The following is a 26,377-nucleotide window of genomic DNA, read 5'->3' on the forward strand; positions in this document are numbered from 1 at the left end:
AAAAGGAGACTGAACTGATGGCAGAAAATGAGGCACTGCTGATTATTGATTATACGAATGATTTCGTGCACGATAAGGGGGCTTTGACCTGCGGCAAGCCGGCACAGCTTCTTGATGGATCGATCATTGATTTGGCTAGTCAAGTCAAAGCTGATCGTGGCTGGGTGATTTTGCCGACTGACGTGCATACGCCGCAGGATCCTTATCATCCAGAGACGAAATTATTCCCGCCGCACAACGTACGTGATAGTTGGGGGCGCGAATTTTATGGTAAAGTTGCTGACTGGTATGAGGCAAATAAAAATGATCCGAAAGTTTACATGTATGACAAAACGCGTTATAGTGCTTTTGCCGGTACAGATCTCGATATTCGTTTGCGCGAACGAAAAATCGATACTTTGCATTTAGTCGGTGTCTGTACAGATATTTGTGTGCTCCATACAGCGGTCGATGCCTATGATTTAAATTATCAAACCATCATTCACAAAAATGCAGTGGCTGCTTTGACGCAGGCGGGTCAAGAGTGGGCGTTAGCACATTTCGAAAATGTGTTAGGAGCGGCCGTCCTTTAATTTAATTTTCTTATAAGTAAAAAGCGATCATTTGGGTGGCTTTTTTATTTTTTTTAAAGTTATAAAATTAAGAGGTTGTGAAAACGTTTGCACAAATCGCGACGTGAACTGTTTGATGGAAGGAGTTTTATGGCAATTGTTGTTTCTGTTCTAAAAGAAGCTGATGGCGAAAATCGTGTCGCTTTGACACCAGATATCGCTGCCAAACTAGTCAAGAACAAATTTAAAGTTCTTGTGGAAAAAAATGCTGGTGTTAAGGCATTTTACTCGGATGATGGTTACATAAACGCGGGCGCCGAAGTTGTTAATCGAACTGAAGCATTAAAGGCTGATATCGTGACCGTGGTTAATGAACCAACGGCAGCCAGCTTAAAAAAATTAAGCAAGGGTCAAACGATCATCGGCATGCTGAATCCGATGGGCGACAAAAAAGCCGTTGAAGAACTATCGACTGCCGGTGTTAATTCACTTGCTTTTGAGCTGTTGCCGCGTACTGTTTCGCGTGCTCAAAATATGGATGCCAATTCATCACAAAAGTCGATCGCAGGTTATAAAGCGGCTTTATTAGCGGCTGATACCTACCCGCAGTATTTTCCGATGATGATGACCGCTGCCGGAACGGCAAGACCGGCTAAAGTCCTTGTGATCGGCGCTGCCGTTGCTGGTTTACAAGCAATTGGTACAGCGCACCGTTTGGGAGCTGTGGTTTCTGGTTATGATATCCGTGAAGATGCAAGAGGCCAGATCGAATCACTAGCTGCCAAAGCGCTGATCTCAGCCGTTCAAGTTAAAGACGAAAACGGTTATGCACGGGCCTTGACTGCCGATGAAAGGCAGGCTCAACAAACTGAATTGGCAGGTTTCATTGCTGAAAATAATGTCATTATTACGACTGCCCAAGTACCTGGCGGTAAACCGCCGGTCGTTGTTTCCAAAAAGGCTGTCGATAATGCTCAAGCTGGAACCGTCTTTATTGATTTGGGATCATCAGATCTTGGCGGCAATGTTGAAGGATCAAAACCGGGTCAAACAGTTATCACAAAATCTGGTGCCTTAATCGTTGGTGCCGGGGATCTAGCTAGCCGTTTACCGAAATCATCTTCGGACATGTACGCAAAAAATATTCAAAACACGATCAACTACATTGTTAAAGATGGTGAAATTGTGCTCGATTTAGATGATGATGTTTTGACTGATTTAGTAGCCACTGCTGGTGGAGAAATCACTTCTAATTTCTTGCGAGGCCGGCTTGGTTTGGAAAAGCGTGCAGCTAAAATTGAGCCCGAAGTGAAAAAGGAGGCGGCAAAATGAGTCAGGAACTCTATGCTAATTTAGCAATTTTTGTTTTAAGCCTGCTGGTCGGATTTGAAGTTATGTCAAAAATTCCGTCGACTTTGCAGACGCCGATGATGTCTGGGGCAAATGCCATTCATGGTGTGGTTGTTGTGGGTGCTTTTGCGATCGCTGCAGAAGCAAATAATTGGTTTTTGTATGTGCTGGTTTTCTTCGCGGCTTTGTTTGCAGCTATTAATGTTGCCGGCGGTTATACGGTCACAGATCGGATGCTGGGCATGTTTGACCGCAAGCCTGGTGACAAAAAGGAGGCGGATAAATAATGAGTACTTTGAAAACAATTGCTTCTTTGGTCTATCTGGTATCAGCTTTTTGTTATGTGATCGGTGTCCATCTGATGCGCAGCCCGAAAACGGCTAAAAAGGGTAACCGTCTGTCTTTTGTCGGTATGATTTTAGCGGTTATCATGATTTTGCTCGAATTATTGACAGCTGGCAAGGTCCAAACTGTTGCTTGGATCGCTTTGATTGCTGGCCTGGCCATTGGTATTTTTTATGGTTTTACTCGGGCCAAAAAGGTTCCGATGACTGATGTGCCTCAGTTAGTTTCACTGTTTAACGCTGTTGGTGGTGGCGCTGCAGCCGTGATCGGTATCTTTGATTACGTGACTGTTTCTGGAAATTTGCAACTCATGCTGTCGATTCCAGTGGTGCTGGATGTGATCATCGGCGGTATTACTTTTTCAGGATCTCTGATTGCAACTGGCAAGCTTTCGGGAAAGGTTTCCGGTAAACCGATTACTTTCCCCGCTGCTAAATTAGCCAACATTGTCGTTGTCATCGCGACCATTGCTGCAGCCTTTTTCATGATCACAGAGCCAGAAAACGGTTGGTTCCTGCTATTAGCTTTGGCAGCTAGTTTGATTTTCGGTTTGTTGATGACACTGCCGATCGGCGGCGCCGATATGCCGGTTGTTGTTTCACTACTCAATGCCTTTACTGGTTTAGCTGTTGCCTTTGCCGGTTTCGTTATTGACAATCAAGTTTTGATTATCGCCGGCGCGTTAGTTGGTGCTGCTGGTACGATCCTGACTTTGCAAATGGCCGATGCTATGAATCGATCAGTGGCTAATATTTTAGCTGGCGGTTTTGGGACTGGTGATTCTCAATCATCTGCTCCGAGCGCTACTGATGGTGCGCCCGTTAAAGTAGTTGAGACATCTGCTGATGATATCGGTTTGCAACTGGCTTATGCTCATAACGTCATGATCGTGCCCGGTTACGGCTTAGCTGCTGCTCAGGCACAGCATGAAGTGGCTGAATTGGCAAAACTTTTGACGGATCACGATATTAACGTCAATTATGCGATCCATCCAGTTGCTGGCCGAATGCCTGGGCATATGAATGTATTGCTAGCGGATGTGAATGTACCTTACGATCAATTGAAACAGCTGGATGAAGCTAATTCAATGTTCGAAGATACGGATGTGTCCTTAGTGATCGGTGCTAACGATGTTACTAATCCATTAGCCCGCGAATCCGGTAATGATATTTCTGGTATGCCGATCTTGGATGTTGATAAATCAAAATCGGTCGTTGTCATCAAACGATCGATGGGGTCTGGTTATGCGGGTGTTTCTAATCCGCTGTTTTCCTTGGATAATACGAAAATGTTTTTCTCGGATGCCAAAAAAGGTTTGCAAGATATTATTGCTGCGACCAAGGAATACGTCAATCAATAATGATTCTTTTAAAGTTTGTGCAAGGGATCTCCATCAGGGGGTCCTTTTGTATTTGCCATCATTGAAAATGAGATAATAGTTTTATGAAATTAGAAACACCTTTACCGGGAAAATTTAAACTGCATAGTCAATATCAGCCGACTGGTGATCAGCCAACTGCGATCAAACAATTGATCAGCGGTTTGAATGCTGGTGTCAAAGAACAGATTTTACTTGGTGCCACCGGAACCGGGAAAACATTTACCATTTCCAACGTGATCGCGGCCGAGAACAAACCTACGTTGATTTTGTCGCATAACAAAACTTTAGCCGGTCAGCTCTATGGCGAAATGAAGGAATTTTTCCCAGATAATGCTGTCGAGTATTTTGTTTCATACTATGATTATTATCAGCCGGAAGCTTATGTACCATCATCAGATACCTATATCGAAAAAGATGCCAGTATTAATGACGAGATAGATAAACTGCGTAACAGTGCGACAAGTAGTCTGCTTTCTCGAAATGATACGATCGTGGTCGCTTCGGTTTCATCGATTTTTGGTTTAGGCGATCCCCATCAATATAAAGATCATGTGATCAGTTTGCGCGTTGGCAAAGAGTACGGCCGCAATAGCCTGATGCGTCATTTGATCGATATTCAATATGTTCGTAATGATATCGATTTTGCTCGCGGAACTTTCCGAGTCCGCGGTGATGTTGTCGAAATCTTTCCGGCTTCCGAAGATGAAAAAGCCATTCGTGTCGAATTTTTTGGTGATGAGATCGATCGCATTCGCGAAATCAATCCACTGACTGGTGAGGTTATTTTAGAGGATGATTTTATCTCAATTTTTCCAGCCAAACATTTTATGACTAATGACAGCATTATGCAGGCAGCCACTGACGGCATTCGCCAAGAAATGACGGAATCAGTCAAAAATTTCCAACAACAGGGCAAATTGCTAGAAGCTCAGCGTATCAAACAGCGGACGGAATACGATATTGAAATGCTGCTGGAAATGGGTTATACAAATGGGATCGAAAATTACTCCCGCTGGATGGATGGCCGCAAACAAGGAGAGCCGCCTTTTACGCTGCTGGATTTCTTTCCCGATGATTTTCTGCTGGTTGTTGATGAAAGCCATGTCACGATGCCGCAGGTTCGCGGTATGTATAATGGCGATCAAGCGAGGAAAAAGACACTAGTCGATTATGGTTTTCGTTTGCCATCGGCTTTAGATAATCGTCCCTTGAAAATAGCTGAATTTGAAAAACATGTCAATCAGGTCGTCTATATGTCGGCAACGCCTGGTGATTACGAATTAGCACGTGTCGCACCGGATCATATTGCTGAACAAATTATTCGACCGACCGGCTTGTTGGATCCGGAAATCGAAGTTCGGCCGATCATGGGCCAAATTGATGATTTATTGGGTGAGATCAACCAGCGTGCAGCACAAAATGAACGTGTCTTTATTACAACTTTGACCAAACGTATGTCTGAAGATCTGACCTCTTATTTGAAGGAAAACGGCGTCAAAGTCCAGTACCTGCATAGTGATATCAAGACTTTGGAACGCAGTGAAATTCTACGGAATTTGCGTTTAGGCAAGTTTGATGTGCTGGTCGGTATTAATTTGCTGCGTGAAGGTCTGGATGTGCCCGAGGTTAGCCTGGTGGCAATTTTGGATGCGGATAAAGATGGCTTTCTGCGTAATGAACGGTCGCTGATCCAGACGATCGGTCGTGCCGCGAGAAATTCCCATGGCCATGTCATTATGTATGCCGATGTGATCACGGAAAATATGCAAAAAGCGATTGATGAAACAGCGCGTCGTCGCAAGATTCAGATGCAATATAATCAGGACCACGATATTACACCAACGACGATCAAAAAAGATATTCGCGGTGTCATCGCAATTTCACACGATGTGGCTTCCAGTGATGAATCGAAGATGGATCTGACACAGATCGCGTTTGCTGATATGCCGATCGGGGATCAAAAAGAAATGCTGGCTAATCTGACCGAACAAATGCAAGCCGCCGCAAAACGCATGGATTTTGAAGAAGCAGCCCAGCTGCGTGATTCTGTGATTGAGTTAAAGCATAAAATGACGCAAAAATAATTATTATTTTATTCAATTTGATAAAATGAATATGATGAATATATAGTAAAATTATTCACATGGAGGATCCAATATGACTGATCGTTTAGAGAACAAAGTCGCTATTGTAACTGGAGGAAATGCCGGTATTGGCAAGGCGATCGCAGCTGATTTCATTGCTGAAGGCGCAAAAGTTGTGATTACGGGTCGAAATCAAGAAAAAGGCGATCAAGCCGTTCAGGATATTGCTGGCGATATTATTTTTATGCAGCAGGATGTCAGCAAAGAAGCTGATTGGAAAAAAGTGATCGATGCCACGATCGATCAATTCGGCAAGTTTGATATTTTGGTCAACAATGCTGGTGTTGGTGGCGTTGGCAAGCCTTTAGCTCAGATGTCTTTGGATGAGTTTAACTGGACACAGTCGATTAATTTGGCTGGTAATTTTCTTGGTATCCGTTTTGCTTTGAACCAAATGGCTGAACCGGGTTCAGTGATCGATATTTCTTCAGTTGCTGGTTTACGCGGCCTTCCCGGTGCAGCTGATTATTCTGCCTCTAAAGGCGGTACGCGGCTATTGTCTAAGGCAGCAGCACTTGAAGCTTTACAGATGGGCAAGAAAATTAGGATCAATTCTGTCCACCCAGGCTGGATTGATACTGAGATCATTCCTGATAAGATGAGAGAAATGGCCGTAGCTACAACGCCGATGCGGCATTTGGGCCAGCCGAAGGACATTGCAAAACTAGTCACTTATTTAGCTTCAGATGAAAGCGAATTTACGACCGGTTCTGAATTTACGGCTGACGGCGGCCAAATGGCTTAAGGCGCAATTCTCGCAAAATGATTAAAGCGAACGAATGTTCGCTTTTTTTATTCACAAATGCCTTAGAATATTATTTATGGTAAATAAATACATTTCAATTCGTGGGGCTCGTTCTCATAATTTAAAAAATATTAATGTGGATATTCCAAGAGATAGTTTGACAGTTTTAACCGGACTGTCAGGTTCCGGGAAATCTAGCCTGGCCTTTGATACTTTGTATGCTGAAGGACAACGCCGTTATGTTCAAAGTTTGTCGGCGTATGCTCGGCAGTTTTTGGGACAGATGGAAAAACCAGACGTTGATTCAATTGAAGGCTTGTCGCCAGCTATTTCTATTGATCAAAAAACGACTAATAATAATCCGCGTTCAACTGTTGGCACTGTTACAGAAATCAATGATTATCTGCGGTTGCTGTTTGCCCGTGTCGGTCGGCCTGATGCGCCAAAAGACGGCACAATTGTTTTGACAACGGTTGACCAAATGGTTGAAAGGGTCATGAAATTCGATGTCGGGGCCCGTTTACAGATTTTTGCACCCATCATTGAAAAGGTTGCAGGTACGCATGAACAATCTTTAAAAAACGCTAAAAAACTTGGCTATATTCGTGCTCGAATTGATGGTCAAATTGTGGAATTGGATGATCCTGAACAGTTGAAGCTGGATCGTGAAACAACGCATACGATTGAAATTATGATTGATCGTATCATTTTAAAAGACGGCGTCCGATCGCGCTTGTTTGACGCGATGGAGGCAGCTACGAGAATTGCCGATGGCCAAGTATTAGTTGAGCAGGTCGATGGCGTCAAGGCAAAGTTTTCGGACCACTATGTTGGTGCGCTGAAAGATTTTCGTGTCGGTCGTTTGGAACCAAGATTATTTTCTTTTAATGCGCCGATGGGTGCTTGTCCGACCTGCCAAGGACTAGGTGTTTTGCCAGAGGTAGATTTAGGATTGGTTGTGCCCGACGACAGTTTGACACTTAGACAGGGTGCGATCGCGCCATGGAAATCAATCTCTTCAAATTATTATCCGGAAATGCTGTCCCAATTTGCTCAGCAAAACGGTATTGATGAGGATACTCCTTGGCATCAATTACCGAAAAAGCAGCGTAACATGATTTTGAATGGTGCTGGCAAAAAGGTTTTTCATTTTCATTATGAGAATGACTTTGGCGGTGTTCGCGATAGCGACAATCAATTTGAGGGCGTTTTGCACAATGTTCAACGTCGTTATACAGATTCTAATTCTGAATTTACACGTGATGTCATGAGTCAATATATGGATGAGATGGCTTGTCCCGATTGCGGCGGCTATCGACTCAATCCAGCCGCCTTATCTGTGAAAATCAATCATGAAAATATCGGTCAGGTCGTTCAATTGGCAATCACTGATGAAGCAGCTTTCTTTAAGGCACTAACGCTTGGTCCGAATGATCAAGAAATCGCAGCTCCGATCGTGAAAGAAATATCTGATCGTTTAGGTTTTCTGATTTCAGTTGGCTTAGGTTACTTAACTTTAAGCCGTTCAGCCGGTACGCTATCCGGTGGTGAAAGTCAGCGAATTCGTCTAGCTACCCAGATCGGTTCGAATCTCTCCGGCGTTTTATATGTCCTTGATGAACCATCGATTGGTTTGCATCAGCGGGACAACGACCGACTATTAAGTTCTTTAAAACAAATGCGTGATTTAGGTAATACTTTAGTGGTGGTTGAGCATGACGAAGATACAATGCTGGCAGCTGATTACCTGATCGATATTGGTCCGGGTGCTGGTGACCAAGGTGGCCAGGTGATGGCGGCTGGCACGCCAAAACAAGTCGAGCGGTCTAGTAAATCCATTACTGGCCAGTATTTGTCTGGTAAAAAATTTATTCCGGTACCGAAAATACGCCGCCAAGGTAATGGCCAATTTGTTGAAATCACAGGCGCTGCCGAAAATAATTTAAAAAAAATTGACGTTAAATTTCCACTAGGTGAATTTATCGCTGTTACAGGTGTTTCGGGCTCTGGCAAATCGACTCTGGTCAATGCTATTTTGAAGCGTGCCTTAAAACAAAAATTGAACGGCAACTCAGAGAGACCGGGTCAATATAAATCGATCACAGGATTTGAAAACATTGAAAAAGTGATCGATATTGATCAATCACCAATTGGCCGTACACCTAGATCGAATCCTGCTACTTATACAGGCGTGTTTGATGACATTCGCGGTTTGTTTGCGCAGACGAATGAGGCTAAAATGCGTGGTTATGCCAAAGGACGTTTTTCTTTCAATGTGAAGGGCGGCCGTTGCGAAAATTGCCAAGGGGACGGTATTATTAAAATTGAGATGAACTTTTTACCAGATGTATTTGTGACTTGCGAGGTTTGCGGCGGCACACGCTACAATTCAGAAACACTCGAGGTAACATACAAAGGTAAAAACATTGCGCAAGTGCTGGCTATGACTGTTGATGAGGCGCTGCCTTTCTTCTCGACAATTCCAAAAATTGCCCGTAAATTGCAAACGATCCAAGATGTTGGTTTGGGTTATGTCCAACTGGGCCAGTCTGCAACGACTCTTTCTGGTGGCGAAGCTCAAAGAATGAAACTTGCCAGTGAACTTCATCGTCTGCAATCTGGCAGAAATTTTTATATTTTGGATGAGCCGACGACTGGCCTGCATACTGACGACATCAAACGTTTGCTAGCGGTCCTGCACCGATTAGTGGAAGCTGGTAATACCGTGCTCGTGATTGAACACAATCTAGATGTGATCAAAACAGCCGATTGGATTATTGATTTAGGACCAGAGGGCGGTGCAGCCGGCGGTAGCATTATTGCGACCGGTACGCCAGAGGATATTATCAAGGTTCAAGCGTCTTATACAGGCTGTTATTTGGCACCAATTATGTTGCGTGATGAAAATCGTGAAAAACTACTTGATAAATCTTGATCCTGCTTAGAGTAGAATGAATCTAAGAATGGTTTTGTGAGATTTTGAGAACTCTTCTTTGTGAATACTGAATATTTTGTAACTGCGGCATAGACGGAAATACTTGGTATTCGGTATGAGGTTGCTTAGGGAGCACTTAGTATGAAAATCGCAATTATCGCTGCAACGGGGATGGCTGGACGAGCGGTGTACAAAGAGGCAATTGATCGCGGCCATGATGTCACTGCTTTTGTCCGCAATCGAAAAAAAGCAATTAAGCTTCTAGGAGCTGGCAAGTTCGTTAAAAAAAGTATTTATCAGATTGCAGCGATTAATCTGACTGAGTTTGATGTTGTGATCAACGCTTTCGCTGATCATGAAAATCCAATCAACAATCTTGATGCCTTGGCTCATTTAATCAGAATTGGTCGTGGTTTGAAAACACGATTTGTTTTTATCTTGGGTGCTGCTTCTTTGAAAAGAAAAGACGATCGCTTGCTATATGACGTCATGTCCCAACTGCCTAATAACGAATCTTGGATTAAAGAACCCCGATATGGTGTTGATGAATTATATTTGTTGCAACACGATGATGAACGTCTTAATTGGACCGCTGTTTCACCGCAACAGGAATTTGTTGATGGCCCAAAATCCAGCTATATGACCGGGCGTGATAGCCTGCTTTATGCCGCTGATGGCAAATCACATGTCACTTCAGGCAATATCGCAACTGCTATTTTAAATGAGGTTGAAGAACCGCGTTTTCTTGGCCAACGTTTTACGATTGGCGATAAATAACTATTGACAAGTCTCGTTTGTCCTGTTTTAATTGTTGACAGTGCAAAAAATTAGAAAACAAGTTAGCAAGACGCTTTAACGCAGCTATCACCCATTTTTCCGGGTGATGGTTGCGTTTTTTCTTAATTAGCACATTTTGGAGGAATTGAGAAAGATTATGGAAGAAAAACGTTCGAATGGTGCTATTTATGATTTATATGATCGACCACCGTTTCCAATTTTAGTCGGTTTAAGTTTTCAACATTTATTCAGTATGTTTGGTGCCACGGTGCTAGTACCTTTATTAGTTGGTCTGAATCCCGGTGTTGCTATTTTTTCATCTGGTATTGGTACTTTGCTGCATATGCTGATTACCCATGGAAAAATCCCGGCTTACATGGGCTCGAGTTTTGCTTTCATTATTCCTATGACGAGTTTGATGAAGTCCTTTGGATATCCAGCTGTTGCTCAAGGTGTTTTCTCAGTCGGCGTGGTTTATTTGATCGTTGCTTTAATTGTGTCAAAAATCGGGTCCGACTGGATCAACAAAATTTTTCCTCCGGTCGTTGTCGGCCCGATCGTCATGATGATCGGATTGTCGCTGGCGAATTCTGCCGCTACTAATGCGACGATCAATTCATTGACAAACAAATATGATCTTAAAATTTTCTTTGTCGCCTTTCTGACATTGATCGCGACAATTTGTTACAACATGTATTTTAAGAAATTTTTAGGTATGATTCCGGTTCTGCTCGGTATTATTACCGGCTATATCTTTGCTACTATCTTTGGACTTGTTGATTTTCAGGCAGTCGCAGCTGCTCATTGGTTTGCATTGCCGAATTTCAATTCGCTGTTTGCCAGCAAAAAATTTTATCCTTCAGCAGTGATCGAGATGGCGCCATTGGCACTAGTCACGATTTCTGAGCATTTAGGCCATGTTATGGTGCTTAATAAAATTACAGGACGTAATTTCTTTAAGAATCCAGGATTGAATAAAACACTTGCTGGTGATGGTACTGCTTCAATTGCTGCCTCCTTAGTGGGTGGCCCTGCAGTGACCTCCTATGGCGAAAATATTGGTGTCATGCAGATGAGTAAAGTCTACTCAGTTTGGGTCATTGGTGGTGCGGCCGTTTTGGCAGTGGTTTTGAGTTTTGTGGGCAAACTATCTGCCTTGATTCAAACAGTCCCTGGCGCTGTTATTGGCGGTGTGGGGTTTATGCTTTATGGCGTGATCGCTGCCGCTGGTTTGCAAATAATCGTTGATAATAAAATTGATTATTCTAAGAAACGTAATCTCATGATCGCTGCACCCATTCTAGTTATTGGGATCGGTAATTTTAACTTACAGATTCCGCTGGCACATTCGACATTGGAATTTACAGGTGTTGCCTTGGCAACGATCATTGGTATCATTTTGAATCTTGTTTTACCAAAAATCGCTGCTTCAGAAAAATAAACATTATGACAATTTTTTCATAATAAGTATTGTTTTTGCTTGCATAAGCCTCTTTAAGTTAGATGGAAAATCTGATTTTGAGAGGTTTTTATTTATGAATAATCAGGGTTACGAATATAATTAGTAAAGACAATGTTGTCTGCACAAACCACCTAGCGAAAAGAGGTATGGGATAGTGAAGGGACTTATATTCGATTTCAATGGTACTTTATATAGAGATTCCGAGAAGCATGAAAAAGCCTGGCAATTATTTGCTTCCAAACATCTGTCTCGGCCCATTTCTGCGACTGAGTTTCAAGAATATATTCACGGTCGCACCAACCAAGAAGCAATCGAATTTATTTTTAAGAAAAAATTTAGCGTGAGCGAAGCAAACGAAGTTGCAGCAGAAAAGGAACGGATTTATCGGCAGCTGTGTTTGGATGACCAAGAGGGACTGCATTTAATTGAGGGCGCAACTGAGTTGCTTGATAATGCGAGCAGGCAGCAGCGTTCGATGACGATCGCCACGGCAGCAGGGAAAGAAAATCTTGATTTTTATTTTAGTTTATTTAACTTAGCCAAGTGGTTTGATTATGAAAAAATCATTTATGATAATGGCCAGATTAAAAGTAAACCGTCACCTGATTACTACTTGCAGGCTAGTCGGATACTAGAAAAAAATCCCCAAGACTGCATTGTATTTGAGGATTCGTTATCGGGTATATTAGCAGCAAGAAATGCAGGTATCGGCAATGTCGTTGCGATTGCGACTAATCACAATAATGCCGCGTTTGCACATGAAGGTGTTGATCTTGTGGTAGATGACTATTTGGATGCCAATTTACGAGCTTATTTAGCATTATTTTGATAACGAAAAAGTCCGGCGCATACCAGACTTTTTTTGACAAATAATGCTAGTTTAATTTAAATTAATTTACCAAATACCAAGTACCGGTCCGATCATGTAAAGACCGAAAAGCATGACCGCCAAACAAAGAAAAGTAACAAGCCATTTATAAAAACCATGCATGCGGTATTTATCAGGCAAGGCTTTAGCTTCTAATACCAGCAAAAAACCCAGCACGATTGGCAGCAGCAATGCATTCATGACTTCAACCGTAATAGCGAGAGAGACCAGCCCAACATTGGCAAGGACTAAGACAGCACCGATAATGTGAGCCAGTGCATACATTGTATAAAAACCGACATTCTTTTTGTTCAAACGTTCATTAAGACTATGGTCCCAGCCTAGGACTTCTGTGATGCCCCAAGTGCCTGCTAGTGCAACGACCAGCGCTGCGACGAGCGAGCCGCCTAAAATACCGGCACAGACTAGTATTTTGGATGTTTCTGAGCCGATAAAGGGTGCTAAAGCATTGGCAATTTCTCCAACTGTATTCAGTGGTGTGTGGCTGCCAAGCCGTCCGAGTGTCGCTGCAAAAGTAATGATCACAACGATCATGATGCCTTGAGTAATCAAAGTGCCAATTGCGGTATCGTGACGTTCTTTTTTAATTGTGTCTTTGCTGAGACCTTTGTCGATCACAGCGCCTTGCTGATAAAAAATCATCCAGGGCATAATCACAGCACCGACATTAGCTGCTACTAAATAAATATAAGACGAATTTCCTAGCGGAATGGTCATAAGCCCCGACAAAAGGTCATGCATTTTCGGATGGACCATAAACATCGCTATAACAAAGGTTAATTCAGCCAGCCCAACTGCGATGCCGGCTTTTTCAACTCTTTTATAGCTGCCGCTAAAGGCAATACCTACGAGAATAATGGTTGAAATAGGAACTGTGATCCACTTAGATATGCCGAATAATTCCCCAACACCTGCAATGCCGACAAATTCAGTCAGCAGAGCACCGATGGCTGACAAGGCCAAAGTTCCAGCGGATAAGATAGCCCAGCCCATACCAAAATTTTCACGAATCAGCTGTCCATGGCCTTTGCCTGTTACAATTCCTAAACGAACCGTCATTTCTTGTGCCATATATAAAATTGGTATCAGGATCAGTTGAGGCAGCACCATTGTATATCCCCATTGTGTGCCCGATTGTGCTGCTGTGATCAAACAGCCAGCATCTGTGTCTGCTAGCATGACGATCAAGCCCGGTCCCCAAACCTTTAAAATTCCGCTATGTTGTTTTCTAATAATTTTGTCTGTTTTTAATGATTTTATGCTTGACGCCATGCTTTTATTTGCCTTCCTCGACCTGTGAGAATTAATTATAGTGTCAGGCCGACAAAAGTAATCCACAATATTAAGATTATGTGAAATATTTCTTCAGGACTTTTAATATCGTGTTTTAAGGTTTGCACGATGGCGCACCGATGTTTTTTGAAGATGAAAATTAAACGGTTGTTTGAATAAATTTCTTAAATGCCAGAATCGCCGATTTGCTAGCGTGAGTTGAGAAAGCCCAGCCAATTGGTATATTTGTTTCTCTCTTGCTTCGATCGGCGATGGGCAAAATTGCCAGATTATCATCATTTTGTTTAGCAACTAATTCAGGCAAGATCGCAAAAGAATTTCGTTGGGCTAAATTAGCAAACATTGATTCCCTAGATGAAACTTGAATTGTTTTTTCATTTTTTTTTGGATAATTTAAAATGTTATTTTCTAACTTTTGAAAAATATCATCAGCTTTTAAATCTAATCTGATGCGACTCGTGTTTTCAAGATCGGAAAGTTTTGTTTCTTTTTGATCTGATCGAGTCCAGCGCTTGTTTTTAATAATGATAAATCTATCTTCCAGAGCCGGAATCCAATTGATATCGCTCGTGTCGTTGATTAGGCTGAGACCGAAATCGACGTTGCCGCTTTTGACAGCTTGAAGTGCTTCTGTGCCAGTTGATTTGCTAGTTGTTATTTGTATTGTTTCGAATTTTTCAGCAAATTTAGTGATCGATTGCGTGATTGGCGCAAAGCCAGGCGAGAAATAGTATCCGAATCGTAGAAATTGTTTTTGTGTAGATGCTTTTGTCGCGATATTTGTTTTAAGATTCTTGGTGCCTTGATCATAGTCAGCAAGGATTTTTTTTGCGATCGGCAGGAACTTTCTGCCTGTCGAAGTAAGACTTATACAATGGTATTCTCGGTTAAATAATGTCAAACCAAGTTCTTTTTCTAATGCCTGGATTTGAAAGCTAACTGCTGGTTGCGTCATAAAGAGTTTCTTAGCTGCACGTGTAAAATTTTTGTTTTCAGCAACAGCGATGAAACACCATAACTTTTCAAAGTTCATAAATCTTAATTCCTTACTATGAGTTTTATCTATCATAAATGCTTGTGCTTTTTATTTCAATCATATTTAGAAGCGCTTACAATTTGGGTGTAGTTTAATATTTGAAAGGTTATTGGTGATAGTGATGCTACGAAAATCTATTTATTGGCCAAAAGCCAAAGACGTTGAATATCATGAAGAGGATACGGGTCAGCCGAAAGACAATGACATTCTGATTGAAAATCATTACTCTTTGGTTAGTCAAAGCAGTGAAAGGGAGTGGCTTGAAAACGATCGTTCTCATGTGGTCCTGGGTACGACATTTCCATTTATTCCAGGATATAGTTCAGTTGGATATGTAAAAGCAATTGGTGCCAGCGTTAGCGGATTTGAAGTTGGTGATAAGGTCATCGGCGCTCCTGTTTATGGTGCACACTCTAATCTGACATATGTTAAACAGCAAGATGTTTACCATGTTCCTGAAAATGTGCACTTAGATGATGCGGTTTTTTACAATCTTGGAATGACGGCGATTTATACGCTGCAAAATTCGGGACTGAAATTAGGACATTCAATTGCATTGATCGGTCAAGGAGTGGTTGGACAAATCGCGACCCAAGTAGCGAAAGCAAGTGGATTTCATCCGATCGTGACATTTGATCTTGAGGAAAACCGTCGTCAGAGGGCTTTAGAAAACGGTGCCGATTATGCGCTAGATCCATCAGATGCAGCTGCTATCGAGGATCTTATTAAAAAACTAGCCGGTGGTGTTGATGCTGCGATTGATATGTCTGGCAGCAACGCTGGTATGAATTTAGCGATTCACTTGACCAAAACTTTGGGAACGACCGTCTTTTGCACTGGCAATAACGATCCGCAATTATTAAATTATGGCGAAATATTTATTAAATGTTTGACGGTCAAAGGTGACTTTGTGAATACGCAGATGGCTTTGCAGCGTAAATGTATTAATACCTTTTTGTGGCTTCTGAGTACTGGCACTATCCAAGTTCCTGATCATGAAAATACGATTTACGAACCAACAGAAGCGAATATCAAAAAAATTTATGGACGCGTCCTTGCTAAAGACCGGACATTAAATAACCCCATTTTTAAATGGAACTAATCAAGGAGAAAACTATGAAAGTTTTTGTTACTGCGTCATATGGCAGAATTGCACACCATTTGATTCCGATGCTTGCCAAGAATGGTGTTGAAGTACGGGCTGTTGATCCTGACTCAAAAAACGTGCAACCTTTAAAAGATTTAGGTGCTAGCGAAGTCATTGTTGGTGATTTGCGCCGTGATGAAATTATTGATAAAGCAATGCATGGCATAGATAAGATTTTTCTCATTTTGCCCGATGCAATGGATGGTGTTGTATCTATGTCCGAGCGGCTAATTAATGCTGCTAAGCGTGAGCATGTGAAACACTTTGTATTTTCTTCATGTATGAATACTGTTATGGAACTGCTTCAGCATTGGGAAAAGTATGAAGTCGAGGATATGCTGATGGGCTCGACCTTGAATTACACAATTCTCAAGCCAAGCGGTTATATGGAGATGCATTTTCCTACCGGGCCGAATAGCGCTTTTGAAACAGGGGAAGTGACAACTTTTATCGGAATGGACCAGCCAGGAACGATGATCAGCCTAGAAGATATTGCAGCGGCAGCTTGTAAAGTGCTGTTGAGTCAAGACGAATATTATTATGCTTCATTAGATCTCTGTTCTAAAGGAACCGAGACCATGCGCGAAGATCTTGAGTATATCTGCAGCAAAATTGGTAAAGAAGCCAAAGTTAATATGATCTCAGCGCCAGATACGCCCTCGGTTCATGCAAACGATATGCATGGCAGGATGATGGCTTACCATTCAAACCATCCTTATGTTGGCAACCCCTTTGACTTCAATGCTTTAATGGGCTACCCAGCGAAAACATTTAAACAGTATGCTGATGAAGTGATTGCAGGCATACAAGTAAAATCCAAGTAATGTCTCTATCAGTTTTATGCAATCAATTACTTGATCTTATTTATGCGAGTCATCATTGATTCGCGTGATACATTCTGATTTGTTCAGGCTATCTTGAAAAATATTGAGTCCTAGCAGCAAAACTAATTAAAAATGCGCAAGGAGGGAATCGAACCCTCATCTCAGGAATCGGAATCCTACGTGATGATCCATTACACTACTCGCGCGAACATTACCATTATACTAGACTATCAGCCGGAATTATCTTTTTTTGCTTGGCTGAACATCATGTAGAAAATAAAGCAAGTTATTTTTTTGTCAAGCTCCGAAAAGGCTGTCAGAATAGCCCAATGGTCAAGCTTTGTCAGAAGCCCGTGTTATACTATTGAAGGACAATATCCAAATTATTCATAAGAGGAGAAAATTTTCTATGACTGTAAAGATTGGTATTAATGGATTCGGTCGTATTGGCCGTTTGGCCTTCCGCCGGATCTTAGCTTTGCAAGATAAGGCTTCTGATATTGAAGTTGTTGCGATCAACGATTTGACAACACCTTCAATGCTAGCCTACTTGCTCAAGTACGATACCACTCATGGCACTTTGAACGCCGACGTTTCAGCGAATGATGAGACTGCTACTTTGACGGTTAACGGCAAAGACTATCACATTTATTCCGAAAGAGATGCTCATAACCTTCCTTGGGTTAAGAACGATGGTGTTGAATATGTACTTGAGTGTACCGGATTCTACACTTCAAAAGAAAAGGCACAAGCCCATATTGACGCTGGTGCAAAACGAGTTTTGATTTCTGCTCCTGCCGGCAATATTCCGACGATCGTATTTGGCGTTAACCAAGATGTTTTGAAAGCTGAAGACACGATTGTGTCAGCTGGTTCTTGCACGACCCAATCATTAGCGCCAATGGCTCGTTTGCTGCAGGACAAGTTCGGTGTTGAAGCTGGCACCATGACCACTGTTCATGCTTATACATCTACTCAAATGATTCTTGATGGACCTCGCGGCTCTAAGAAACGCAGTAACCGTACAGCTGCTGCCAATACGATTCCTCACAGCTCCGGTGCTGCTAAGGCTATTGGCTTGGTTGTACCTGAAGTTGACGGCAAAATGAACGGACATGCTCAGCGTGTTGCTGTTATTGATGGCTCTGTGACTGAATTAGTTTCTATTCTCTCAAAGAAAGTTACTGAAGAAGAAGTTAACGAAGCCTTCAAAGAATACACTAAGGGCAACGACAGTTTTGGCTGGAACGATGATGAAATTGTCTCATCTGATATCATTAACGATACTCATGGTGCTGTTTTTGATCCAACTCAGACTCAAATTGTAACGGGCGGCGATCACCAGTTGGTTAAGACTGTTTCTTGGTATGATAACGAGAATGGTTTTACTTGCAACATGATTCGCACATTGCTTTACTTTGCTAAGTTAGACTAACGGTTGTTAACATCGTTTCACGAAGGGCTTCCATTTAGAAGCCCTTTTTTATTGCTTGGACTTCTAAATATGGCATTGATTAATTACTCAGTCTGATATACTTAAATCGTTATGGAACATTTTATTTTAACGACAATGATCATTTTAGGAATTATTCTCGTCATCAGTATTATGATGCAGCCCAGTAAGCAGCAGGATGCATTAAGTGCTTTGTCTGGTGGGGGCAGCGATCTGTTTCAGACACAAAAATCTAGAGGTTTTGAATCTGTTATGAAGCATGCAACGGCTATCATGGGCGTTATTTGGTTGCTGCTGGGATTGCTATTAATGATTCTCCAGAAATAAAATAAGCTCATAATGAGCTTATTTTTTTTGCCTTATAAAGGAATTGATCCGATAATAAGATGAGTAGTCGAACTTGCAAACGAAATTCTGCTGGCTACAATATTTGGATAATTAGCCAAAAAGCATATGGCTTTTGATTGATAGTTTATTTAAAAACGTAAAGGAGATTTGCGCCATGTTGACAAACGCAGAGGTTAGAGCTAAGCGAAATATTCAAATGTCATTTATAGAATTGCTGAAAAAACAGCCTTCTGACACCATTACGATCAAACTCATTACGACAAAAGCTTTGATAAATCGGTCTACCTTTTATCGATACTATCAGGACAAGGATTTTCTGATTGCGGACACGTTTTCTTTTTTGCTGCAACGGATCATTGAACAAAACCCGAATGATAATACACCAAAAGAATTCATTAGCAGCATCGTCATGTACGTTCATGACCATGGCGCTTTTATGAAAAATCTAACCGTCAGGAATAGAGCAGCCTCGATTCCACTGTTCGTCAACATGATCGCTAATCTTTTTTTGTCGGCTGATAGTATTCCCAATCTCAATACGACCATGCAGTCAAATATCAAAGCATTGTTTATAAAATCAAAAACACCAGAATATATGGCCTATATGCTGGCTGGAGGTATGGTCAGTGTTTTGTATAAATGGATGAATGCGGATATGCTCCAAGAACCCAATACCGTCATTAATCTGTTGATGGAACTTGTTGACTTGACCAACCAAATTTAAATTTTCAAAAAAACATCAAAAAAGAACATGTGTCTTTTTTTAAGATACATGTTCTTTTTTGATACTATCATCGCACTATTTTATATGATAATATTTTTGCTGTTACATTTACGAGGATGGTAAAGTTATGAAAATAGTGTTTGATAAATTTGCAATATGGATTAAAGCTCATGCAAAAATAAGTATCTCAATTATCTTAATATTGACCTGCGTTTTTGGAATGGGTTTATCAAAAATAAAATTGTCAATGGGCAATGAAATTTTTGTCAGTCAAAATTCCAAGGTGTTTAAGGATACAACGACCTACCAAAAGCATTTTGGCGGTGATGGTGTTTATATTTTAATGTCGGGCAAACAAAGCGACTTGCTCAGCCAAAAAAATCTTAAGAAAATTACCATTTTGTCAAATGACCTTAAGCAAGTTAAGAACGTTCGCGGCACGATGAATATCGTCAGTGTCATGAATGAACAGCTTAAAAATGCTGCAAATGGTTCGGCGACCTCTTCATTTAATATTTCTGGAGATGGTCAAAATGAAATCATGGCTAATCTGACAAGCGGGCAGCAAGCTAAAATTCAGACAACGCTTGAAAATTTATTGAATACTGAGCAGAAAAGTAAAATTCAAAATTATTCGATCAATTTATTGTCTGCTAGCCAAAAAAGCGAGATGGCTGGGAAAATTGCTACTGGTCAGAATGCACAATTAGCTACGACGGCCGTTATGACAACCGCTCAGACGAAACAAATTCAAAATTATTCTTCTTCACTGTTAACTACTCAGCAACAAGCGATTCTCCAAAAAGAAGTTATTAAGGCATTGCCAGCTGTTCAAAATATGAATTCAAAATTACTGCATAATTTGTTGTTTTCCAACAATGGCAAATTACCGACGCAGTTAAATCAATTGTTGCCCCAAAATGGCAAACATCTGTTGTTTGTTGTTAATACTTCAGATAAAACAGATATGTCAGTTTATGTTCAACTTTCTAAAGATATTAACGGGCTGATCAATAAAGAAAATTTTTATCATCGTATTAAAATACGTGTTGCCGGACTGCCTGTTGTTCAAGGACAGGTCCAAAATGAAGTTTTCAAAACAATGGGAACTATGTTAGGACTAGCGGTTGTTATCATGATCGTTATTTTATATCTTATTTTCCCGGTTAGACGGCGTCTGTTATCACTGCTGTTTGTTGTTGTGAGTTTGATTTGGACCTTTGGCATTATGGGCCTGCTAGGTATTCCGTTAACATTAGCCACGATGGCGACTTTGCCGATCATCATTGGTTTGGGCACAGATTTCGGGGTTCAATTCCATAATCGTTACGAGGAAGAATATCGTCGTGAAAATGATTCCCAAATAGCTGCTGATATCGCCATTAGTAATATGGGTCCAGCGGTTGGTATTGCTTTGATCGTTATGTCGCTAAGTTTCTTAACTATGTTCCTCGCAAAAGCACCAATGATGCAGCAATTTGGTCTAACACTCGCAATTGGCGTAGTTGCATCTTACATTGTTGAGATCGTCTTAATGTTTGCAACGCTAACATTATTGGATCACAAGAATCCAACGAAAACCATCAAGGCCACACAAGATTCTAAATTATCAGTTTTGTTAGGTAAATACGCCGGTTTTGTCATTCATCACGCCAAAGCGGTTCTTGCTGTTGGGCTAATTGCCATGGGGATCGGTTTTTCGCTTGAGCCTAAAGTTGGCGTTCAAACGGATTTATTAAAAATGATTCCGCAGAATATGTCAACGTTGAAGAACACAAAATATCTGCAAACAAAAGCTGGCTCAACTACCTATTTGACCTATTTGGTTAAGTCCAACAAAAAATTAGATGTTCAGGACATTCAAACCATTAAAAGAATTGGCGCCAGCGAGAATGAGAAATACTCTGGTATTGTTGGTGTCACATCAGTTGCGACCTTGCTGGAACAAAATAATGTTCATATTCAAGGATTATCTGCACTTGGCGTAAGCAGTTCTATCAAAAATCTGCCGTCTGCTGCTCGCCAAACAACGATTAGCAGTAATAAAAAATTTGCAACCATTCAATTCAAGGTCAAGAATAAATTAGTGGCAAAAAAACAGTTGGTTTTGTTGAACAAGATCAATCGAGATATTAAAAAAACTTCACACAATGGTTTGAAAATTTCTCCAGCCGGTGCACAAGTGATGATGCTAAACGGCACAGTCAACATGACTGCCAACCACGACCTGATTATGTTTGCCGGACTAGCTATCATTTTCATTGTCTTGGCGTTGGTCTATCGTGATTTAAAGCTTGCTATGATGCCAGTTATTCCTATTTTGATCGTATTGGGATTGTCACCATTATCGCTGTATCTGATGAATATTCCCTATAATCCGGTCACGATCGCCCTGAGTTCATTGGTACTGGGCATCGGAACTGAATTCACTATTTTGATTTTGGAACGATATAAAGAGGAACGGGATCAAGGTATTGAAAGCAAGCAAGCAATCATCAGCTCTGTTTCATCGGTCGGTCAAGCTATCACCGTTTCTGGTTTAACTGTCATGGGTGGATTTGCTGCGATTATTTTCGCATCATTCCCGGTATTGCAGACCTTTGGCCTGATTACGGTTTTAGATACTGGTTTTTCATTGATCAGTGCCCTAACCGTTCTTCCGGCAGTCATCTATTTATTTGACAAAAATACTAGAAGAAAAAACTAAAGCGAATAAGTTGATTCATTAGATCGCCTACCAGTCATCAATCGATAACTGTTAGACGATTTTTGCTTCATAGCCCATTTGTCTTAGTAGTTTCAATAGATCAGTCCATGTTAATAGAATCGTCGCTCGGTTGGTGTTGGGATGTACAGCAAGAAGGGGCAGGTTTTTTAAATCGTGATTGATCAATACTTGTACTTTTTTCTCAACGTCGTGCATTAAAGATAAGGGTGTTACCATACCGGATACTAGGCCTAGCAGGTTTTCTAGTTCTGTCTCGCTCGAAAAAACCAATTGGCTTCTTGAAATTTTTAAACTTTCTGCCAATTCTTTAAAATCTACTCTCGTGTTATTAGTTAAATACAAATAAAACTTGCTGCCGTTCTTTTTCTTCAGTAGCAAATTTTTTACCTTGGGCAGATTTTTGGGGGCATTTGGATCGTCCATTGACCAAATTGCCGGATGCTCAATTCGCTGGTACTTAATGCCGGATTGATCTAATAAGGTTAATGCTTCTTGTTCGGTTGCTTTTTGCATCAAATTCTCTTTTCATTTTGAGCACATGCCCTGATACTTTTGGTTTTATTAACTATTGTTTTTGAATAACTGGCCAATTCATTTCCCATTTTTTGTTTCTTTTTGTTTAAAAACAAGAAATTTGCTGATGATATAATTCAAAATGGTGACGATGATCTGGGCAAGCAATTTAACTACTAATGCATATATGCCAAGCAAACGGATGCCGATCCACAGAATTAGCTGTTCAGCGATGAGCGTGAAACCGCGTCCAAGAAAAAATCGTGCCATTTCAATTGCTTCAGCAATAAATTTTTCATGATGACTATGAAATACGTATGATCTGTTTGTGTAATAGCCGAAGATCGTTGCTGCGATCCAAGCGATGATATTAGCTGTGGCCCAGTCTAGTGATGTTAATTGCTCCAAAAGAGCAAACACTAAAAAACTAATAATAAAAGCTGAAACGCCGAAAATAACATAATTGGTCATGTTTCTTTTTCGCCGGTAATAGTTTTTGGCCCTATCAAGCATAAATATATTATAGCTATCGGAAAGACTTAGTTATAATAAGAAACGTGCAAAAAAAGAAGCGCAAACAACAGAAAAACTTTCTTGACTATCTTTTTTTCATCTTAGTAGCACTTGGATTTGTCTGGACAATTGCATTATGGTCAACAGCCAAAAGTCCTGCACAAAGCGGCTCAGCTGGGTCGAAGCCGAATAATAGCCGAAGCATTTCAGAAAAAAATAATCAAACGAGTAAGAAAAAAAGTTCGCAAAATTCGAGCAGTAAAACAAGCAGTTCTTCAAGCAGTTCCGATGCGCAACTTGCTAGTGCAAAACAGAAAAATTTTGCTTTGGGAACGACCCTGAGCTCGGACCAGCCATATACGGATTATCCTTATTTAAAATCTCAAGGTATTAGTTTTGCTTATTTTCGGGCGACTACTGGCAGCAGTAGCCTTGATAATCTATTTTCCTCTTCTATCAAGTCAGCCAAAGATGCTGGCCTATCGGTAGGTGCTATGTTGGTTTTTGATTCGTCAACAACTGCTTATGGTTCTTATTTGTATTTTGTTCAAAAAGTTGGCAAAGAAACTGGCAATTTGCCAATTGCCATCTATGTTAGTGATGATTCGATCACGGACAGTGGTTCGATTACGAACCTTCAAGGATTAATTCAAGATTTGAAGGATTATTATCCCAATAACTCAGTTATCGTACGCTGTGATAAAGCAATTTATGACAAGGTCCAAAGCCAGTTGACCAGTCTGAATATTAAGTACTGGCTGATTGAAAATAATTTAGATAACATTGGTTCTGCCGTTCAGTTTGTCCAGTATAATGCTAATGGGAAGATAGGTTCTGGAATTCGTTCATTTCGTTTGCCGATATCGGCCTTCGATGGTAGTAAAACAGACCTAAAAAAATTCTCTGAAGGAATTGAAAAATGATAAAACTTGGTTTGGTGGGCACCCATTGGATCACTGCGCAGTTCGCCGAAGCTGCGATCGCATCGGGTAATTATGAAATTGTTGCGATCTATTCCCGGCAAAAAAAGAATGCGCTCGCTTTTGCTGAACAAATTCATCAGACGCAGGCCGTTTTATATGATGATTTTGATGTTTTTTTAGACTCGGGTATTCAGACTGTTTATTTAGCCTCGCCGAACTCTTTTCACTTTCAACATGCTAAAGCTGCGATCGAACATGGTGTTGATGCAATTGTTGAAAAACCAGTTGTTTCTAATCCGAGCGAATTCAAAATCATTCTTGATTGTTTAGCGAATCACCCGGAGGTTCGATTATTTGAGGCAGCTAGAAATTATCATGATGCCAATTTTCAAGCAATCAAAGAGGCCATCACGAATTTGGCGGGACTTCAGGCTGCTAATTTATTTTATACGCATTATTCCAGTCGTTTTGATGAATACTTAGCCAATCCGGATAATCCGCCAAATGTCTTTACGACGAAATTTTCTGGCGGCGCACTTTATGATCTAGGCATTTATCCCTTGTATGATGTCGTTGGTTGGTTTGGTTATCCTAAAGAGGCTGACTATCAAGCTCAATTGCTAAAAAGTGGTGTTGATGGTTTTGGCTGGATTCATTTGAAGTACGATAATTTTTCAATCGGTATCTTTATTTCAAAGACCTTTAATTCCGAATCGCAAAGTGAAATTTTTGCTTTAAAAGAGACAATTAGAATTGATAGTCCGTCCGAATTAAATCAGGTAACTGCATTCGATGGCCAAAACAGCAGGATTATTGTTCAGGGAAACGGTCAAAACCCACTTTTGGATGAAGTAAAGGATTTTGCCAGTGTGTTAAATGATCGTTATGCCAAGGCTAATTCAGATAAATATGAAGATTGGCTGGCAACAGCTTCTCAAGTGACTCAACTGTTGTTTGATTTACGCAAATCGGCTGGTATTAGATTTTCAGCTGACAACGATTGATTTTTCCTGGCTCAATAGTTTAATTGGATAAAACACGGACCTCCTAAGTCTAAGCTCCCGGTTCGATTCCGGGTTGGGCCATTACGATAATAAAACCGCCATCATTGAGTTGACGGTTTTTGTTTGTTTAAACAACTGGTATACGGATTCTTATTTCCAATGTTGACAATATTTTGACTTGCGAAGTTATTTCACAGCTTTGTTAAGTTTTTTACTATAATAAAAGGTGATATCTGAATGGAGAAAAATAATGAAAATTTTTGCTTATGGAATTCGTGATGATGAGAAGCCAGCTTTACAGGGATGGGAAACAGCTCATCCTGAAATTGAAGTGGCTTATACTCAAGAATTATTAACTACGGAAAGTGCAAAAGAGGCTGCCGGTTCAGATGGTGTTGTTGTTTATCAGCAACTACCTTATACGCGCGAAATTTTGCAAGCTCTTGCTGATGAAGGCATTCATCAGCTGAGTCTCCGCAATGTTGGTATCGACAACATTGATTTAAAGGCTGCTAAAGAGTTAGGCTTCAAAATTTCTAACGTTGCTGCCTATTCACCAAATGCTATCGCTGAACATGCAGCAATTCAGTTGGCACGTGTTTTACGTCGCAGCAAAGAACTTGATGCCAAAGTCGCTAAACATGATTTGCGTTGGGCACCAACGATTGGCCGAGAAGTTCGCATGCAGACAGTTGGTATCATCGGAACCGGTCGAATTGGCCGTGTTTTGATTCAGATTTTGCAAGGATTTGGTGCTAAGATCGTCGCTTATGACATCTTTAAGAACCCAGATATTGACAAGCAAGGTCTTTATGTTGATTCATTAGATGAGTTATACGCACAATCTGATGTTATTTCAGTTCATGTCCCATCTGTTAAAGAGAACATTCACATGCTGAACAAAGAATCAATTGCCAAGATGAAAGATGGTGCTATTTTAGTTAACGTCGCTCGTGGTGATTTGATGGATACTGATGATGTGATCGCTGCCTTGGATTCTGGCAAGCTCTCCGGCTTGGTTATGGACGTTTATGAAAATGAAGTTGGTATCTTTAATGAAGATTGGGAAGGCAAAAAATTCCCAGATGCACGTTTAGCTGACTTGATCGCCCGTCCCAATGTGCTTGTTACACCACACACGGCCTTTTATACAACTAAAGCCGTTTTGGAAATGGTTCATCAAAGTTTCGATGCCGCTGTCGCCTTTGTTAATGGCACGGAAACGAGAAACACCGTTAAATATTAATATTTTTCAAATAAAATATATTAAATTAAACCCACAGTTAATGTGG

Annotated in this window: 23 protein-coding genes and 2 tRNA genes; 20 read left to right on the forward strand and 5 right to left on the reverse strand. The window is 40.9% G+C overall.

The annotated features are described in order from the left end of the window. Positions 1–17 precede the first annotated feature (17 nt). The 10 genes from DLJ48_RS04695 (at position 18) to DLJ48_RS04740 (ending at position 12,519) form a co-directional block, all read left to right on the forward strand. A complete protein-coding gene (locus DLJ48_RS04695; RefSeq protein WP_128686352.1) occupies positions 18–572 on the forward strand; it encodes a cysteine hydrolase family protein in 555 nt (184 codons plus the stop codon). A gap of 129 nt (positions 573–701) precedes the next feature. Then, on the forward strand, positions 702–1,883 hold the full coding sequence (locus DLJ48_RS04700; protein ID WP_128686353.1) for an NAD(P) transhydrogenase subunit alpha: 1,182 nt from the start codon (positions 702–704) through the stop codon (positions 1,881–1,883). Continuing rightward, complete coding sequence (locus tag DLJ48_RS04705; RefSeq protein ID WP_128686354.1) at positions 1,880–2,188, forward strand: NAD(P) transhydrogenase subunit alpha part 2; 309 nt, start codon at positions 1,880–1,882, stop codon at positions 2,186–2,188. The genes DLJ48_RS04700 and DLJ48_RS04705 overlap by 4 nt, the downstream gene beginning before the upstream one ends. After that, positions 2,188–3,606: an NAD(P)(+) transhydrogenase (Re/Si-specific) subunit beta gene (locus DLJ48_RS04710; protein WP_128686355.1), complete on the forward strand. Its 1,419-nt coding sequence runs from the start codon at positions 2,188–2,190 to the stop codon at positions 3,604–3,606. The genes DLJ48_RS04705 and DLJ48_RS04710 overlap by 1 nt, the downstream gene beginning before the upstream one ends. An 83-nt stretch (positions 3,607–3,689) precedes the next feature. After that, positions 3,690–5,711, forward strand: coding sequence for an excinuclease ABC subunit UvrB (gene uvrB, locus DLJ48_RS04715; RefSeq protein ID WP_128686356.1), 2,022 nt, complete (start codon positions 3,690–3,692; stop codon positions 5,709–5,711). A 73-nt stretch (positions 5,712–5,784) separates the two neighbouring features. Beyond that, positions 5,785–6,516, forward strand: a complete 732-nt coding sequence (locus DLJ48_RS04720) for an SDR family NAD(P)-dependent oxidoreductase (RefSeq protein ID WP_128686357.1) — start codon at positions 5,785–5,787, stop codon at positions 6,514–6,516. Positions 6,517–6,592: 76 nt separating this feature from the next. Beyond that, positions 6,593–9,451, forward strand: coding sequence for an excinuclease ABC subunit UvrA (uvrA, locus tag DLJ48_RS04725; protein ID WP_128686358.1), 2,859 nt, complete (start codon positions 6,593–6,595; stop codon positions 9,449–9,451). 141 nt (positions 9,452–9,592) lie between these two features. After that, complete coding sequence (locus DLJ48_RS04730; RefSeq protein WP_128686359.1) at positions 9,593–10,228, forward strand: NAD(P)H-binding protein; 636 nt, start codon at positions 9,593–9,595, stop codon at positions 10,226–10,228. 157 nt (positions 10,229–10,385) lie between these two features. Beyond that, positions 10,386–11,669: a uracil-xanthine permease family protein gene (locus DLJ48_RS04735; protein ID WP_128686360.1), complete on the forward strand. Its 1,284-nt coding sequence runs from the start codon at positions 10,386–10,388 to the stop codon at positions 11,667–11,669. A 175-nt stretch (positions 11,670–11,844) separates the two neighbouring features. Beyond that, positions 11,845–12,519, forward strand: a complete 675-nt coding sequence (locus DLJ48_RS04740; RefSeq protein ID WP_161566109.1) for an HAD family hydrolase — start codon at positions 11,845–11,847, stop codon at positions 12,517–12,519. 66 nt (positions 12,520–12,585) lie between these two features. Here the strand turns inward: DLJ48_RS04740 and DLJ48_RS04745 are convergent, their stop codons facing one another. After that, positions 12,586–13,851 carry an NRAMP family divalent metal transporter gene (locus DLJ48_RS04745; RefSeq protein ID WP_128686362.1) on the reverse strand — a complete coding sequence of 422 codons (1,266 nt, stop codon included), beginning with the start codon at positions 13,849–13,851 and terminating at the stop codon, positions 12,586–12,588. 160 nt (positions 13,852–14,011) lie between these two features. Further along, a complete protein-coding gene (locus tag DLJ48_RS04750) occupies positions 14,012–14,905 on the reverse strand; it encodes a LysR family transcriptional regulator (protein ID WP_161566110.1) in 894 nt (297 codons plus the stop codon). 124 nt (positions 14,906–15,029) lie between these two features. Between DLJ48_RS04750 and DLJ48_RS04755 the strand changes: the two genes are divergently transcribed. Together DLJ48_RS04755 and DLJ48_RS04760 are read left to right on the forward strand one after the other, a co-directional pair. Further along, complete coding sequence (locus DLJ48_RS04755) at positions 15,030–16,010, forward strand: zinc-dependent alcohol dehydrogenase (RefSeq protein WP_128686364.1); 981 nt, start codon at positions 15,030–15,032, stop codon at positions 16,008–16,010. Between the two features lie 14 nt (positions 16,011–16,024). Next, positions 16,025–16,879: an SDR family oxidoreductase gene (locus DLJ48_RS04760; protein WP_161566111.1), complete on the forward strand. Its 855-nt coding sequence runs from the start codon at positions 16,025–16,027 to the stop codon at positions 16,877–16,879. A gap of 133 nt (positions 16,880–17,012) precedes the next feature. On the opposite strand, the gene DLJ48_RS04765 is transcribed toward DLJ48_RS04760, so the two are convergent. Further along, positions 17,013–17,085, reverse strand: a tRNA-Arg gene (locus tag DLJ48_RS04765). Positions 17,086–17,288: 203 nt separating this feature from the next. Here DLJ48_RS04765 and gap point away from each other — a divergent pair. The 4 genes from gap to DLJ48_RS04785 all read left to right on the forward strand — a co-directional run bounded on the left by gap (position 17,289) and on the right by DLJ48_RS04785 (position 22,111). After that, entirely contained in the window at positions 17,289–18,314 is a 1,026-nt protein-coding gene (gene gap, locus DLJ48_RS04770; RefSeq protein ID WP_128686366.1) for a type I glyceraldehyde-3-phosphate dehydrogenase, read from the forward strand. Positions 18,315–18,425: 111 nt separating this feature from the next. Next, positions 18,426–18,659, forward strand: coding sequence for a preprotein translocase subunit SecG (gene secG, locus DLJ48_RS04775; RefSeq protein WP_128686367.1), 234 nt, complete (start codon positions 18,426–18,428; stop codon positions 18,657–18,659). A 175-nt stretch (positions 18,660–18,834) separates the two neighbouring features. Further along, positions 18,835–19,404: a TetR/AcrR family transcriptional regulator gene (locus DLJ48_RS04780; protein WP_128686368.1), complete on the forward strand. Its 570-nt coding sequence runs from the start codon at positions 18,835–18,837 to the stop codon at positions 19,402–19,404. Between the two features lie 247 nt (positions 19,405–19,651). Continuing rightward, a complete protein-coding gene (locus tag DLJ48_RS04785) occupies positions 19,652–22,111 on the forward strand; it encodes an efflux RND transporter permease subunit (RefSeq protein WP_243148511.1) in 2,460 nt (819 codons plus the stop codon). 51 nt (positions 22,112–22,162) lie between these two features. On the opposite strand, the gene DLJ48_RS04790 is transcribed toward DLJ48_RS04785, so the two are convergent. Both DLJ48_RS04790 and DLJ48_RS04795 read right to left on the reverse strand, forming a co-directional pair. After that, positions 22,163–22,645: a YbaK/EbsC family protein gene (locus tag DLJ48_RS04790; RefSeq protein WP_128686370.1), complete on the reverse strand. Its 483-nt coding sequence runs from the start codon at positions 22,643–22,645 to the stop codon at positions 22,163–22,165. Between the two features lie 78 nt (positions 22,646–22,723). Then, positions 22,724–23,158: a GtrA family protein gene (locus tag DLJ48_RS04795; protein WP_128686371.1), complete on the reverse strand. Its 435-nt coding sequence runs from the start codon at positions 23,156–23,158 to the stop codon at positions 22,724–22,726. Between the two features lie 44 nt (positions 23,159–23,202). Between DLJ48_RS04795 and DLJ48_RS04800 the strand changes: the two genes are divergently transcribed. From DLJ48_RS04800 to DLJ48_RS04815, 4 genes are all read left to right on the forward strand, one after another. Beyond that, positions 23,203–24,081 carry a GH25 family lysozyme gene (locus tag DLJ48_RS04800; protein ID WP_128686372.1) on the forward strand — a complete coding sequence of 293 codons (879 nt, stop codon included), beginning with the start codon at positions 23,203–23,205 and terminating at the stop codon, positions 24,079–24,081. Next, positions 24,078–25,085 carry a Gfo/Idh/MocA family protein gene (locus DLJ48_RS04805; RefSeq protein ID WP_128686373.1) on the forward strand — a complete coding sequence of 336 codons (1,008 nt, stop codon included), beginning with the start codon at positions 24,078–24,080 and terminating at the stop codon, positions 25,083–25,085. Before DLJ48_RS04800 ends, DLJ48_RS04805 begins: the two co-directional genes overlap by 4 nt. Before the next feature lie 8 nt (positions 25,086–25,093). Beyond that, positions 25,094–25,166, forward strand: a tRNA-Arg gene (locus tag DLJ48_RS04810). 169 nt (positions 25,167–25,335) lie between these two features. Next, on the forward strand, positions 25,336–26,331 hold the full coding sequence (locus DLJ48_RS04815; protein WP_128686374.1) for a D-2-hydroxyacid dehydrogenase: 996 nt from the start codon (positions 25,336–25,338) through the stop codon (positions 26,329–26,331). Positions 26,332–26,377: the final 46 nt, after the last annotated feature.

The sequence above is a fragment of the Oenococcus sicerae genome (assembly GCF_004102045.2).
In the GTDB taxonomy this organism is placed as follows: Bacteria; Bacillota; Bacilli; order Lactobacillales; family Lactobacillaceae; genus Oenococcus; species Oenococcus sicerae.